15 protein-coding genes are annotated in these 14,446 nt (G+C 60.1%); 4 read left to right on the forward strand and 11 right to left on the reverse strand.

The window, feature by feature from the left end:
- Complete coding sequence (locus FHW37_RS25505) at positions 1 to 1,395, forward strand: M20/M25/M40 family metallo-hydrolase (protein WP_145641479.1); 1,395 nt, start codon at positions 1 to 3, stop codon at positions 1,393 to 1,395.
- A gap of 38 nt (positions 1,396 to 1,433) precedes the next feature.
- On the opposite strand, the gene FHW37_RS25510 is transcribed toward FHW37_RS25505, so the two are convergent.
- From FHW37_RS25510 to FHW37_RS25535, 6 genes are all read right to left on the reverse strand, one after another.
- Positions 1,434 to 2,042, reverse strand: a complete 609-nt coding sequence (locus FHW37_RS25510; RefSeq protein ID WP_145641481.1) for a DUF2026 family protein — start codon at positions 2,040 to 2,042, stop codon at positions 1,434 to 1,436.
- A gap of 169 nt (positions 2,043 to 2,211) precedes the next feature.
- Complete coding sequence (locus FHW37_RS25515) at positions 2,212 to 2,937, reverse strand: ribonuclease activity regulator RraA (RefSeq protein ID WP_145641483.1); 726 nt, start codon at positions 2,935 to 2,937, stop codon at positions 2,212 to 2,214.
- Positions 2,938 to 2,948: 11 nt separating this feature from the next.
- Positions 2,949 to 4,685 (reverse strand): L-arabinonate dehydratase, encoded by a 1,737-nt coding sequence (gene araD, locus FHW37_RS25520; RefSeq protein WP_145641485.1) that lies wholly within the window; start codon positions 4,683 to 4,685, stop codon positions 2,949 to 2,951.
- A gap of 36 nt (positions 4,686 to 4,721) precedes the next feature.
- Positions 4,722 to 5,591 (reverse strand): ABC transporter permease, encoded by an 870-nt coding sequence (locus FHW37_RS25525; protein ID WP_145641487.1) that lies wholly within the window; start codon positions 5,589 to 5,591, stop codon positions 4,722 to 4,724.
- Positions 5,592 to 5,595: 4 nt separating this feature from the next.
- A complete protein-coding gene (locus tag FHW37_RS25530) occupies positions 5,596 to 6,414 on the reverse strand; it encodes an ABC transporter ATP-binding protein (RefSeq protein ID WP_186458384.1) in 819 nt (272 codons plus the stop codon).
- Positions 6,415 to 6,480: 66 nt separating this feature from the next.
- Complete coding sequence (locus FHW37_RS25535) at positions 6,481 to 7,485, reverse strand: ABC transporter substrate-binding protein (protein ID WP_145641489.1); 1,005 nt, start codon at positions 7,483 to 7,485, stop codon at positions 6,481 to 6,483.
- A gap of 157 nt (positions 7,486 to 7,642) precedes the next feature.
- On the opposite strand from FHW37_RS25535, the gene FHW37_RS25540 reads away from it, so the two are divergent.
- Complete coding sequence (locus FHW37_RS25540) at positions 7,643 to 8,335, forward strand: GntR family transcriptional regulator (RefSeq protein WP_246690904.1); 693 nt, start codon at positions 7,643 to 7,645, stop codon at positions 8,333 to 8,335.
- Between the two features lie 198 nt (positions 8,336 to 8,533).
- Entirely contained in the window at positions 8,534 to 8,965 is a 432-nt protein-coding gene (locus tag FHW37_RS25545) for an OsmC family protein (protein WP_145641493.1), read from the forward strand.
- Positions 8,966 to 9,006: 41 nt separating this feature from the next.
- Here FHW37_RS25545 and FHW37_RS25550 read toward each other — a convergent pair whose 3' ends face one another.
- The 4 genes from FHW37_RS25550 to FHW37_RS25565 are packed head-to-tail and all read right to left on the reverse strand — an operon-like array spanning position 9,007 to position 12,500.
- The gene (locus FHW37_RS25550) at positions 9,007 to 9,291 is read right to left on the reverse strand and encodes a hypothetical protein (protein ID WP_145641495.1); all 285 of its coding nucleotides are present in this window, start codon (positions 9,289 to 9,291) and stop codon (positions 9,007 to 9,009) included.
- Between the two features lie 52 nt (positions 9,292 to 9,343).
- Positions 9,344 to 10,228: an efflux RND transporter periplasmic adaptor subunit gene (locus FHW37_RS25555; RefSeq protein ID WP_145641497.1), complete on the reverse strand. Its 885-nt coding sequence runs from the start codon at positions 10,226 to 10,228 to the stop codon at positions 9,344 to 9,346.
- A complete protein-coding gene (locus tag FHW37_RS25560; protein ID WP_145641499.1) occupies positions 10,225 to 10,434 on the reverse strand; it encodes a DUF1656 domain-containing protein in 210 nt (69 codons plus the stop codon). The genes FHW37_RS25555 and FHW37_RS25560 overlap by 4 nt, the downstream gene beginning before the upstream one ends.
- Positions 10,431 to 12,500 (reverse strand): FUSC family protein, encoded by a 2,070-nt coding sequence (locus tag FHW37_RS25565; RefSeq protein ID WP_186458385.1) that lies wholly within the window; start codon positions 12,498 to 12,500, stop codon positions 10,431 to 10,433. The genes FHW37_RS25560 and FHW37_RS25565 overlap by 4 nt, the downstream gene beginning before the upstream one ends.
- A 292-nt stretch (positions 12,501 to 12,792) precedes the next feature.
- Here FHW37_RS25565 and FHW37_RS25570 point away from each other — a divergent pair, with 292 nt between their 5' ends.
- A complete protein-coding gene (locus tag FHW37_RS25570; protein WP_246690905.1) occupies positions 12,793 to 13,284 on the forward strand; it encodes a MarR family winged helix-turn-helix transcriptional regulator in 492 nt (163 codons plus the stop codon).
- Positions 13,285 to 13,540: 256 nt separating this feature from the next.
- On the opposite strand, the gene FHW37_RS25575 is transcribed toward FHW37_RS25570, so the two are convergent.
- The gene (locus FHW37_RS25575; RefSeq protein WP_145641501.1) at positions 13,541 to 14,416 is read right to left on the reverse strand and encodes a hypothetical protein; all 876 of its coding nucleotides are present in this window, start codon (positions 14,414 to 14,416) and stop codon (positions 13,541 to 13,543) included.
- Positions 14,417 to 14,446: the final 30 nt, after the last annotated feature.

Genomic DNA, 14,446 nt, shown 5'->3' on the forward strand with positions numbered 1-14,446 from the left:
ATGACCGATAACCAGACCCAGCCCCAAACCGAGAGCGGGACCGACCTGGAGCGCATCTTTGCGCATATCGAGGAAAACCGCGAAAGCTTCATCGAGCGGGTGATGGATTATGTCCGCCACCCCTCGATCAGCGCCCAGAACAACGGCATTACCGAAGTCGCCGCCATTCTTGTCGATATGCTGCAGGGCATGGGCATGGAAGCGACCAGCATTCCGACCAAAAACCACCCGATGGTGCTCGGCCGCATGGAAAAACAGCCGGGCAAGCCGACCGTGCTGCTCTACGGCCATTATGACGTGCAGCCGCCAGAACCCTATGAACTCTGGGACAGCCCGCCCTTCGAGCCGACCATCCGCAATGGCCGCATCTATGCGCGCGGCATCGGTGACAACAAGGGCCAGCATTTCGCCCAGCTGATGGCGCTGGAATCGCATCTGAAAGTGACCGGCGAACTGCCCTGCAATGTCATCTTCCTGCTCGAAGGCGAGGAGGAGATCGGCAGCCCGCATATCGCCGAATTCGTCGCCGAACATGCCGACAAACTGGATGCCGATCTGGTCGTCACTTCCGACGGCCCGCTGCATGAAAGCGACACGCCGATCATCACTTTTGGCGTACGCGGTGTCGCGTCTTTTGAGCTGCGTTGCAAGACGGCGAAGCGAGACGCCCATTCCGGCAATTTCGGCGGCGTCATGCCGAACGCGATCTGGAAGCTCGTGCATCTGCTCGGCACGATGAAGAACGAGGCGGGCGAGATCACCATCGAAGGGCTGCATGACGTGGTCGTGCCGCCGACCAATATGGAGCGCGAGGCGGTCTCGAAACTGCCGCTCGATCTTGAGGCGATCAAGGCCGATCTCGGCATCAAGGAGCTCGATGCGCCGCTCGACCGCGGTTATTACGACCGGCTGATGTTTTCTCCGACACTGACGATCAACGGCCTGCATGGCGGTTATGGTGGGCCCGGCCAGAAGACCGTTCTGCCCTGCGAAGCCTTCGCCAAATGCGATATCCGCCTCGTCGAAAGCCTGACGCCGGATTACGTGTTCGAGAAGGTGCGGGCCCATTTGGAAGCGCATGCGCCGGATGTGGAATTCGTGCCCTTGAACGCCATGCTGCCGTCGAAGACGCCGATGGACAATCCCTTCGCCGAGGTCATCCGCGATGCGATCGTCACGGCCCGTGGTGTCGAGCCGCTGCTTTACCCGACCGTCGGCGGGTCTCTGCCGGATTACGTCTTCACGAAGATCCTCAAGAAGCCGGCCTTCGTCGTGCCTTATGCCAATGCCGACGAAGCCAATCACGCGCCGAACGAGAACCTGAAGCTCGATCTGTTCATTGCCGGCATCAAGACGGGCGCGGCGCTGCTGACGAAGCTCGGGGAGATGAAATAAGCGAAATGGCGGGTGCCTCGGTCAGAGGCGCCCGCTGGTTACCATGTTCCGTTGAGTGTGTTGCCGGTCAGCGGGATATCCTTTGGCGCACCATCGCGACGGCTTACGGATAGCGACGTCTGCATCTGTTTCGGAGACCTGCGAAACCATTGGGCCGCCACGCTGGCGAGATCCCCGATCGCCGCGTGTTTCTGCCAGTCGGCAAAGCGGCGTGCCATGGCTTCCTGCTCATGGCGATAGTAAAAATCACCGGAGCGGCCGAGATCGTTGATCGATGCGGCCATCTCGGTCATGGGCTTCTGAAACATCCGCGACGGCAGTGACAGATCGTTGGCGCTCTGCGGGAAGGCTGGTGCCATGAAATCGATCGCCCAGCCCTGCGCCTCGACCCAGCAATGAAAATTCTCGCCGGCGCCCGTCACATAACCGTCCTCGCGGTGATCGGCGAAGAGGATGACCTTGCCATCGAGATTATAGGCCGCAAGACCGCCTCTCGGCACGGCGCCGCATTTGAAATGCTGGTTCAGAATGAAGGCGCCAAACGTGCTGAAGAACATCGACGCGGTCGCCGGATCGGCATTCTCGTTGACCAGCAGGCTGTGAATGACCCGGTAGATCCGGTGATAGTCGCTCTGCTTGATCAACATGGGGTTTCGCACTCGTTTAGCGTCGGTTGGCGCCGTCACTAGGTTATCACGGCCTTGATGTAAACGCTGCGATGATACGTTGAGAGTGTCGCATGATCACCCAGGCGGCCAATCATGCGACAGGTCAAGGTAATGTGCTGATCCCGCAAGGAAAGGCTTACAGCCGAGTTCAGCGGCCGTTCTTCTTCCGCCAGGCCTCGAATTTCGGCAGATATTCGTCCTTGGTGCGCGGATAGAGGCCGATGATCGGTTCACCGCCCTTGACCTGATCCAGCACGAAATCCTCGTAGCTTTCCATCTCCGTGCATTCGTCGGCAAGTTCCTCGGCGAGATGTGCGGGGATGACCATGACGCCGTCGCGGTCACCGACCAGCACGTCGCCGGGGAAAACCGGCGCGTCACCGCAGGCGATCGGGACATTGATATCAAGCGCCTCGTGATGGGTCAGGTTGGTCGGGGCAGACGATTTTGCGTAATAGGCCGGCATGTCGAGTTCGCCGATACCGAAAGCATCACGAAAACCGCCATCGGAGACGACGCCTGCTGCACCACGAAGCGCCAGCCGGGTGATCAGGATCGAGCCGGCGGTTGCGGCCCGCGAATCCTTGCGGGCGTCCATGACGAGAACCCAGCCGGGCGGGCAGGTTTCCATCGCGACGCGCTGCGGATGATCGGCATTGCGGAACACGGTGATCGGGTTGCGATCCTCACGGGCCGGGATGTAGCGCAGGGTAAAGGCCTGGCCGACCATGTTTTCGGCCTTCGGCGCTACCGGCACGACGCCCTGGATGAACTGGTTGCGCAGGCCGCGCTTGTAAAGTGCGGTCGCGATCGATGCGGTCGAGATCTTCTTGAACTTGGCGCGGGTTTCGTCGCTCAGAACGTAATCGGTCATCGTCATTCCTCTCAAAAGATATCCGGTTCGCCGGCCGATTTGCCGAAACCGGTTTCCAGAAAATCGAAGTCGCAGCCCTTGTCGGCCTGCGTGACATGGCGGGAAAACATCCAGCCGTAACCACGCTGGAAGTGAGGTTCCGGCGCCTGCCATGCCGCCTTGCGGCGGGCGAGTTCATCCTCGTCCACCAGCATGTCGAGGCTTCGGTTGGGCAGGTCGAGGCGGACGATATCGCCGGTCTTCAGAAGCGCCAGCGGGCCGCCGACATAACTTTCCGGCGAGACATGCAGCACGCAGGCGCCGTAGGACGTGCCGGACATACGCGCATCGGAGATGCGCAGCATGTCGCGATGGCCCTTCTTGATCAGGGCCTTGGGGATGGGCAGCATGCCCCATTCGGGAAAGCCGGGACCGCCGAGAGGACCGGCATTGCGCAGCACCATGACGTGGTCGGGGGTGATGTCGAGATTCTCGTCGTCCACCGCCTTCTTCATCTCCGGATAGCTGTCGAAGACCAACGCCGGGCCCTGATGCACATGGTATTTCGGATCGCACGCGGCAGGCTTGATGACGGCGCCATCGGGGCAGAGATTGCCACGCAGAACGGCGAGCGATCCTTCGTGATAGACCGGATTGGAAAGCGGTCGGATGACATCGTCATTATAGACCTGCGCGCCTTCGAGGTTTTCGCCCATCGTTTTGCCGGTGACGGTCATTGCCGAGAGGTCGAGCCTTTCGTCGAGTTGCTTCATCAGCGCGCGAAGACCGCCCGCGTAGAAGAAGTCTTCCATCAAGTAATCCTTGCCGGACGGGCGGACATTGGCGATCAGCGGCGTGACGCGGCCCAGCTCGTCGAGGTCGTCGAGCGTCAGGTTGACACCGGCGCGGCGGGCCATGGCGATCAGGTGCACGACGGCATTGGTGGAACAGCCGGTTGCCATCGCGACGATCGCCGCGTTCCGACAGGCGCCTTCGGTGATGATGCGATCCGGCATCAGATCTTCCCAGACCATATCGACGATGCGGCGTCCGCAATCGGCGCCCATCCGCTGATGGTTGGAATCGACGGCGGGAATGGAAGAGGCGCCGGGCAGGGTCAGGCCCATCGCATCGGCAATCGCCGTCATGGTCGAGGCGGTGCCCATGGTCATGCAGGTTCCGGCCGAGCGTGCGATGCCGCCCTGCACGCCGAGCCATTCGGCATCGGTGATATTGCCGGCACGCCGCTCGTCCCAGTATTTCCAGGCGTCTGAACCGGAGCCGAGGATCTTTCCGGCATAATTGCCGCGCAGCATCGGGCCGGCCGGCAGGTAGATCATCGGCACGCCGGCGGAGATCGCGCCCATGACAAGGCCGGGCGTGGTCTTGTCGCAGCCGCCCATCAGCACCACGCCGTCGAGCGGATGCGAGCGGATCATCTCTTCCGTCTCCATCGCCAGCATGTTGCGGTAGAGCATGGAGGTCGGCTTGGTAAAACTCTCGTCGACCGAAAGCGATGGCATCTGGACCGGAAAGCCGCCGGCCTGCAGCACGCCGCGCTTCACGTCCTGCACGCGTTCCTTGAAGTGGGAATGGCAGGTATTGAGCTCCGACCAGGTATCGAGAATACCGATCACCGGCTTGTCGCGAAACTCTTCTTCGGAATAACCGAGCTGCATCATGCGCGAGCGGTGGCCGAAGGAGCGCAGGTCGTCGGGCGCGAACCAGCGCGCGCTTCTCAGCGTTTCAGGTGTTTTTCTGTCTGTCATGGGAATGGCCTCTTGGAACCGAAGGAGCGCCGGGGGCTACTCCTTCATCCCCCATTTCTGGATTGTGTGACGCTCGATCGTCTGGAAGACGAGGTTTTCGACGATGAGGCCGATGATGATGACGGTCAGCAAGCCGGCAAACACGGCCGGGATATCGAGCAAGTTTCGGTTCTCGAAGATGAACCAGCCGAGACCGCCCTGGCCGGAGGAGACGCCGAAGACGAGTTCAGCGGCGATCAGCGTGCGCCAGGCAAAGGCCCAGCCGATTTTTAAGCCGGTCAGAATCGAAGGGAACGCAGCCGGTACGAGGATGCGCAGCACATAGGAAATACCGGTCAGTCCGTAATTGGCGCCGACCATGCGCAATGTGCGCGACACGCCGAGAAAGCCGGAATGGGTGTTGAGTGCAACGGCCCAGAGGACCGAGTGAACCAGCACGAAGACGAGGCTGGAAGCACCAAGCCCGAACCAGATCAAGGCGAGCGGCAGAAGCGAGATTGCCGGCAGCGGGTTGAACATTGCCGTCATCGTTTCGAGGAAGTCGGTGCCGATGCGGGTGTTGATGGCAAGCACGGTGAGCAGTGCGGCCAGAACGGTGCCGGCGGCATAGCCCATGAACAGGATCTTCAGCGTCGTCCAGATGCGAGACGGCAGCGTGCCGTCGACAAAACGGTCGACCATTGTCTGCAATGTGTCGCTGAGGGTCGGGAAGAGCAGCGGATTGTCGAGATAGGAGGCATAGACCTGCCAGATGATCGCCAGGACGAGGATCAGCAGGGCCTTGCGCAGCGCGCCTATACCCCAGAGCGTTTCGAAGGCGCTGAGTTTCTGTTCCACCGGCTTGACATTATCATAGGGTTTGCTGGTCTCGACCTCGGAGGCGAGAATGATGTTCGGGGACAACATGGCTCTATTCCTTGTGGCCGGGTTCGTTGGAGAACAGCAGGTTATGGATGTCGCGCTCGAGGGCTGCGGCGCTGCCGTCCTCGTTGCTCACCTTGTCGACATCGACGACCTCGGCCTTCACCCGGCCCGGATGCGGCGAGAGCAGCAGGATGCGGTTGGAAATCTTGATCGCCTCGGCGATCGAATGGGTGACGAAGATGACGGTGAACTTCGTGTCTTCCCAGAGATGCAGCAGCTCGTCCTGCATCTGCCGGCGGGTGAGGGCATCAAGCGCCGCGAAGGGCTCGTCCATCAAAAGGATATCCGGCTGCATGGCCATGCCGCGGGCAATCGCGACGCGCTGTTTCATGCCGCCCGAAAGGGTATGCGGATAGCTGTTCACCGCGCGGGTCAGCTTGACCTTGTCGATATATTCGCGGGCGCGGGCTTCGGCCTCCGCCTTCGGCAGCTTGCGGGCAACGAGAAGCGGAAACATCACGTTTTCCAGAACGGTTTTCCACGGCATCAGCTGGTCGAATTCCTGGAAGACCATCATCCGGTCCGGCCCGGGACACTTCACCTGGCGGCCATTGATGTGGATCGTGCCGGCTGCGGGCGGCATGTAGCCGCCAACGGCTTTCAGGAGCGTGGACTTGCCGCAACCGGATGGGCCGAGCAGCACGAAGCGGTCGGATTCGCGGACGTTGAAGCTGACATCTTCGGTGGCGGTGATCAGGAGATTGGGCGTCTTGTAACGCAGCGTCACGCGATCGACTGAGAGAAGGGGCGCCTTTTCGGGCGCCGGCGCAAAGCGCTCGGCGGCGGCGACAGTGGCCTGCATCATGGCATTCACTCCTTGGAAAGAAAGGCAGCGGCGGACCTCGCCGCTGCAATGGTCGCTTGCGGCCGGTCAGTTGCCGTTGAGATAGGCGCTGTCGGGCAGGTAATAGTCCGTCCAGGCCTTCGGCATGCTTTTCAGCGTGCCGATCTTGTGCAGGTGTTCGGCAAACTTCATCGTGCCCTGCGGGTCGGTGCGCCACTCGTCCATGCCCGGCTCCTTCATCATCGCCATCAGGTCGTCGAGGCTGGTCTTGTCGCCGGAAACGGTCTTGTAGGCTTCGAGTGCGGCCTTCGGATCCTTCTTGATGAAGGCAACGGCATCTTCGGTCGCGGTGCGCAGCGCCTTGACCAGTTTCGGATTGGCATCGGCAAAGGTTGTGGTGGTGAAGAAGGTCGCCTGGGTCAGCGCGCCGCCGAGGATTTCACGCGAATCCGTCACCTTGTGGACGCCGGGCTGCTTCAGCTCGACATACTGGAAGGGTGGTGCGGAGAAGTGGTTCTTGACCTCGTGCTGTGCGTTGGCGATCGCAGCCACAGCATCCGGATGGCCGAGCTGGACGGTGTTCGGGTCGAATTTCTTGACCTGGTCGTCGCCATACATCTTGGCGGCCGCCATCTGCAGCAGGATCGCCTGGGTCGAGACGCCGACGGTCGGCACGGCGATCTTGTCGGTCGGCTGGATATCCTTCAGCGATTTGATGCGCGGATCGTTGGAAACCATGATGACCGGCTGCGCCGAGCTGGTGATGATCCCCTTCACTTTGCCGCGCGTCCGATCCCACAGAAGAAGCAGGTTGCCGGTACCCGTGTTGACGACGTCGACGTTGCCGGCCAGCAGCGCGTCGGTCTGGGCGCCACCGCCGCTAAAAGTCCGCCATTCGACGGTGACGCCGGCAAGGCCTTCCTTCGCGGCCTCTTTCTCGATCAGCTTCTGGGTCTCCATGACATGGCTTGCCAGATAGAGAATGCCGGGCTGTCGGGTGATGGAGAGATTGGTCTTTTCCTGTGCCTGGCTCGGACAGGCAAGGCCCAGAGCAATGGCGATAGCGGTCACGCCGCCGATAAGCAGTCGCATGGTTTTCCTCCCAAGGATGTGCAGGCCAGCAATCCAATCTTGCGGCCCGGCCCGCTTCACTCCCAAAGCGGATAAATGCATTGAAGCACTAAAACATCAGTGCATCAACCCCATTTATGTGCTTTAGTGTTTTGCAGGGCAGCAAATGGATAGTCGAATGGGTGGAATGATCAGGGGCGGGCAGCTGGATCGCTCGCGGCAAGTGGCGCTACAGGTGCATGAAATCCTGCGGGAAAGAATCCTCAAGGTGCAACTGGTGCCGGGCACGGTTCTGTCACGTGCCTCGCTGCAGCTGGAATTCGGCGTCAGCCAGACGCCGGTGCGGGATGCCCTGATGCGGTTGCAGGAAGAAGGGCTCGTCGAGGTCTATCCGCAATATGCGACGGTCGTCGCCAAGATCGACATCGATCATGCGCGGCAGGCGCAGTTCCTGCGGCTTTCGATCGAACTCGAAGCCGTCCGCCGACTGACAGAGACGTCGCCGGCTGAGACGGCAGCGGAAATGCGGGAGATCCTGGCACGGCAGAAGCTCGTGGCATCTCCCGAAACCTACGACGTCTTCGACAATATCGACCGCGAATTTCACCGGAAGCTTTACGAAAAGACCGGTATTCCGCAGCTCTGGACAAATGTCCGGCGCCAGAGCGTCAACCTCGACCGACTGCGGCGTCTCAACCTGCCCATGCCCGGCAAGATGCAGACCGTGCTTACCGATCACGAGGCGATTGTCGAAGCGATTGCATCCGGCAGGGCGGAGGATGCAACGGCGGCGCTCAGGAAACATCTGTCCGGCACGCTGTCGATCATCGACCTGATCAGCGCCGAATTTCCGGATTACATATTGGCGTAACAGGCCGCCTCTAGGGTCCGCTTCGGCCGGCCCGTGGTCATTTGAACGTTCGGCTTCCATTTTATGGACGCCGGCCCGGCGCCGACTATCAATCGGCTTGCCGTGATCACCGGTTGCCATATCTATTGGAGCGCCGAGGTCGATCAAGGGCGGCCCGGACGGCCATGTTTCAATCGAGCGAGATCAGGGAGAAATTTGATGAAAATTCAGAAGAACGGCTCTGCACACTGGACCGGCGGCCTGAAGGACGGAAAGGGCGAAATCTCCACCCAGAGCGGCGCTCTGAACGCCTATCCTTACGGCTTTGCCACCCGTTTTGAAGGTGTCAACGGTGCAAACCCGGAAGAGCTGCTCGGCGCATCGCATTCGGCCTGCTTTACCATGGCTCTCTCGCTTATTCTGGGCGAAGCCGGCCTGAAGGCCGATAGCCTCGACACCAAGGCTGTGGTCACGCTCGAAAAGGTCGAGGACGGTTTTGCCATTACGGCGATCGAGCTCAACCTGCACGGCGTCGTTCCGGGTACGGATGAAGCGCAGTTCACCGCACTTGCCAATAAGGCCAAGGTCGGTTGCCCGATTTCGAAGGCGCTTGCCTCCGTTCCGATCAGCCTCAACGTCACCTTCGGATAATCAAATCGGCGGCTGGCAGATTCTGCCGGCCGCTCATCCTTTCATGCGCTCTTCTGTTCCTCGCCATTCATCTGTGAGGTGGCCGTGGCGTGATTTGAATTGTCGGCCTGTGGTGCCAACGCTGCAGCCGTGCCTTGCCGATCCGAAAACCATTCCTCTATTCCGGCAAGCAGCATATCCGGGCCGCTTTCACCGGCCCTTACCATCGCGATCAATTGTTGTGCGGCCTCGATGGCCGTTTCGTCTTCCACCGGAAGATGATGGTTTTCACAGAATGCGTTCAACGCCCTGCGAATGACCAGAAGCGATCCAACGCTTCTCCCCATTGCATGTCTCCTAAAATGAATGTCCTGGATTGCCGATCTATTGCCGGCTTCGTCAGGGTTTGCCTTCGCCGCTATCGACGATGCTGACGCTCGCCGTTCGTCCCGCGACGAGCGCGGTTCCGGCCGGGATCTCGTCGAGTGCGATGCGAACCGGCACACGCTGGGCGAGCCTGACCCAGGTAAAGGTCGGATTGACGTTGGCAAGCGCGCCGGTGGTCTCTGACCGTTCCCGGTCCACGATCCCCGCAGCGATCCCCACGACATGCCCCTTCAGAATTTCCGAAGTGCCCATCAGGCCGATACGTGCCTGGTCGCCCGGCTTTATCCGGTCGAGCTTGTTTTCCTCGAAATAGCCGTCGACATAATAGGAATCGCTATCGACCAGTGCGGTAACGGCGGATCCGGCCGTGATATAATCACCGGGCTGCAGCGAGAAATTGGTGATGATGCCGTTGACGGGAGCCTTGACGGTCGATCGCTCGAGATTGAGTTCCGCCGTATCGAGAGCGACCTTGGCTGTCTCGAAACTCGCCTCGGCCTGATCGACCGAAGTCTGTGCCTGGTCGATCTTCTGCTTGGTGACGGAGCCGTCGCCAAGACGCTGATACAGCGACAGATCCGCCTGTGCCTGCCGCAGGGCTGCCTGCGAACTCGTCAGCTCGGCTTCCGCCTGCCGTTTGGCAAGCGCGAAACGCGCGCCATCGATCCGGAAGATCACGTCGCCTGCCTTGACCTTCTGATTGTCATGGGCCTCGACGTCGCTGACGATGCCGGACACATCTGTGGTGAGGCGGACGACATCGGCCTGAAGCTTTCCGTCCCGGGTCCAGGGGCTGTTCATGTAATAATCCCAGACATGCCATCCGAGAACGCCGGCAACGCCGACAAAGGCGCACGTGACCAGCACGCGGCCCGAAGCTGCGAAGAGAGATTTCATAGTGTTACCTTGTCAGCCGCCTCGACCAGTCCGGCCAGTAGCGAGACCAGAAGGGCCATATCGAAGAGCGGCCTGTGCCATACGAGTTTGTAGAAGCCGATCCGGTCAAGCAGCCTGCGCAGGATGATGCTGAGCAGGTAGGCTGCCAGAGCCAGAAGGGCGAGAGTTGGAATGAAGACGCCATAGATGTCGAGTTCGGGTTTCATGCTGCGCGGTCCTGTAGTTGATGCGTCGGCGCAGGCTGAAAATCGTCGGCATCGGGGAAAAGATTGTATCGTAATGCAGCGCAGGCTCTCGAAGCATCGGCCGAGGCCTGTGAACCGTCCTGGATCAGGGCGTCGAGGCACTGGTCGAGTGCATTGAGCAGATCCCTGTCGGGGCTGACCGGGTCGCTGCTGCGGATCTTGCGATCGTAATATTTCGCCATTGCGGCTGCGACCTGCGAGATGAGTGCGCGTTCCGTCCCGTTCAGGGCCTGCATGCCGCGCTGCATCTCGATCAGGTTGAAGCCGGCGCGCATGTCCTTGAGGATATCCTCGCCATGTACGCTGGAGCTTTTCGGCAGAGCGTTGATCCGCGGTGCAAGCAGGGCTAGCCGATCCAGCATCTTGTGCAGGAGCCTGGTAAAGTCGCTGGCGGCATCGGCGCGGGCAGCGGCCCGGACATCACTCCAGCCGGCGCGCAACAGGCGCCTTGCGCTCCACTCGGTGCCGATCGTCTTGACCAGAACCGTGACGGTCAGGGCCAGTATCGTGCCGGCGACTGTGGAGATGTTCGAGTTGAGGAAGGCTGCGGCGTCGAAGCTCGGCCGGGCCGGCAAGCCCAGCATGTTCGGCATGCTGGTACCGATCGACATGCCGAGAAGGAAAGTCTGCGGTTTTGCCGCGAGCAATCCGACAGGGATGCAGACGATCGCAAGCACCGCCATCAAGGCTGTGAAGCTGGTGATCATCGGTGTCAGCGCGAACTGGATAACGAAGCAGACGACAGCTGTTGCGATGGTTGCGAGCATGAAGGTCGTGATTACCGGCTTGGCATTGTCCATGGCGGCAAAGAAACACATCATGATCGCACCCATCACCACCATGCCGGCGCCGGAAGACCATTCCGTCGAAATCCAGATGGTGCAGCCGAGGGCAGTTGTCAGGGCGGCGGTGGCCCCGGAAAACAGCGCCATCGTATAGTCCTTGTGCATCGGACGCTGCGAACCGCTGAGACCGAGGCGCGTCAGGAGGCGCGAACGCGTCCGCTTGGGCTCTATGCCGTTTTTCAGATCGATGCAGTCGCTCCATGTCTGGACGAGGTCCTGCAGTCGAACCGCCAGATTGCGCGACAGGATGCCCGACCAGCTTGCTTCCGCGGCGCCATTGCGCGCAATGTTTTCCAGCCGGGTCCAAAGCAGGTCGCGGTTCTCGTCGGAGAGCGCAACGCCTTGTGCCATCCAGGTATCGACGTCGATCAGCACCTGCCGGATGTCGGTCGGCATTCCATTGCGGCTGTTGCGGAAGGCGCCAAGCACGTCGTCTATGCCGGAGATGACTGGCAGCAGCGCAACCATCATGCGCTGCAGTTCGCGCGAAAGCATGGCCGCACGCCGCGAATCGCCGGTGTCGAAAAAAGCGTGGGTGGTGAAGAGCCGGATATCCGTAGCTTCGGCGGCGAGCTTGCGCGACAAAGCAGAAAGCGTGCCGCTCGTATCTTCGCCGCGCAAAACACCGCCGGCCAGCTTGCGAACGTCGGCGAGCCAGCCATCGACCCGGCGCGTCAGGACGCCGTTGGCTGATTTCGGGAAGAAGATCGTGTTGAACAGAAGCGTGCAGATGATGGCCACGCCAATCTCGAGCGTGCGGGCGGTAGCATAGGTGAAAGCCGTATCCGGCGCATCGACCACCGGAAAGCTCGTCAGTGCTGCGGTATAACCTGCAAGCATGAATGCATAGCCGCGCGGCGAGCGGTCAAGCAGGCTGAGCGTCAGGCACATTCCGATCCAGAGCGAAATTGTGACGGTGAGAATTTCAGCGGAATTGATGAGGTTGGGAATGAAGGCGACGGTCGCTGCACCACCGACAGCGGTGCCGACCAGCCGATAAAGCGCCTTGGATCCGCTAGCGCCGGCCAGCGGGTTGGCGATGATATAGACGCTGGTAAAGGCCCATTGCGGCCCCTGAAGGTCGAACGTGTAGCAGATAAGCAGTGCCAGCACTGCGGCTGCAAACGTCTTCAATGAAAAGACGACATCTTCCCGGGCAGGATTGAGGATTTGCGACAGCATTACCATTCGTTTCACGCAACAGCCCGGTTGCCAGGGCCTCCGTCTTTAAAAAGTCGCATGATGTCGAAGGCAAAGGTCGGAAGCGCTGCGGCGCTGCGGCGGCAAAGTCTGCATCAAGCCGAGCCCGGAACGACCAAGGAAACGCCCGGCATCCGGAGCGCATGCATTCCTCTATCGTGGCTTGCTCTAGATCAATGATATAGTTCACGTGCGTACTATTCTCAAGTCACTAATAGGTGTATAAATAAATTTCCGCCGCAGGGTTGCCAGACCGATTGTCGCAGGCGGACGTATGGATGGCAGGGATCAGATGAACGACCAGCAGGCACAGAGACGCAAGGCGACGAGCGGACTGCTTCAGGCGGCAAGCCTCTGGAGGCGGTTGGCGGAGCGAGCGCTGCTTGCCGAGGGCATATCGGCGGCCCGGGCGGACGTTCTGATCTGGATCGGCAGGCTTGGGGGAGGACTCCGTCAGGTGCAGCTGGCCGAAGCGATCGGCCATACGAGCAATGCGCTTGTGCGGCTGCTCGATGAATTGAGCGCCAGCGATCTGATAGAACGGCGACCCGATGAAAGCGATCGACGCGCCAACCGGATCTGGCTGACGCCACAGGGCGAGGAATTGGCTGCGCGCGCCGAGGATGTTCTCAACGTGTTGCGAGACGAAGTGCTCGGCGACATGGGCAGCGATGATCTAGCAGCCGCGGTCCGCCTTTACGAAACGATTGCCGAGGCGGCGAATGGTCAGGCCGAAGCGCGGAACGCTTCCCTGCTCGCAAGCTGAATGACCGTCATGGTAGTCTGACGAATTAGCACTCCCGGCAGACGCAGTGGCGGTCAAATCCATGCCTGCCGAGGAACTTAAGAGACCGTCTCACGTTCTGTTGAAGAGACGTTCTTCGACAGGAGGTAATCATGGGTCGCGGTCTTATTCTCTGGCTTCTGGGCATTCCACTGCCCATCGTCATTCTTCTCGTTCTCTTCCTGCGGTAATCATTGAGCGCAGATATTTCGTGCGGCGGCTCGACCCTGATAAGGGGTCAAGCCGTCTGTGCCACTCCATCCGGATTGTTTCTGAGACCGCGAATAAAAGTTCTCAGATCGCATTCTTCTCTTGGAACACGTTTGACGCTGTAGACGTCTTGCAGAACCGAGGCGCCGACATGTGGGGAACGCAATGTCCGCGGGATGCGACGGCCGTAAAGGGTTCCCACTCCCGCAATAATCTGGGCAATGTTTTCGGGCGATATGGCGATATTGGTGCAGTAGTCACACAAGGTGATCGGAAGCGCCGCAGTACTCCCCGTCATGCAATATCGCGCTGCGACCGTCGGTGGAAGCATCTCCTCGACGACAAATCCGACGGACGCCATGTCGAAGTTCTCGACATAAAGCGTTGCGATCAAAGAAAAAATCGTCTTATCATAGAACTGCCCTTCCGCTTGGCCTCCGAAGAAAACGGGGAAGCCAAGTCGATCGAGGACGCGCCTCACTCTTTCATCTTCCAGCATGCTGGTACGGAAGAGATGCCAGTCGGTGGAAAGATCGTAAACCTCGGTCTGAGCACCCAGCCGATACCGGTTAACATGCTCCGAAACGCCATGCTTGACGAACATCTCGTTCGAGGAAAGCAGCACGATCTTTTCAAAATCCAAGCCCATATTCAGCGCATGATGAAAGTTGCTGACATGGGTGTGCAGAATGCCCTTGCCGGCCACTGTCTCGTAAGACTTCGGATTGACGAATGTCTTCGGCAGATCGCAATAGCGTCTGAATTCATCGATCTGGGGCGCCGCGAGGTCCGACACATGGATGACGATGTAGGCATCCGGGCAGAAGTAGTGAATGTTCTCTACCTGGTCGCGAACGATATCCGGGCGTTCGTGAACGGGGATCGAGAAGAGGATGCCAGCCATCGTATTTCCATCTTATTCCGTTGTGAAATC

The sequence above is a fragment of the Neorhizobium alkalisoli genome (assembly GCF_007829835.1).
Classification (GTDB): Bacteria; Pseudomonadota; Alphaproteobacteria; order Rhizobiales; family Rhizobiaceae; genus Neorhizobium.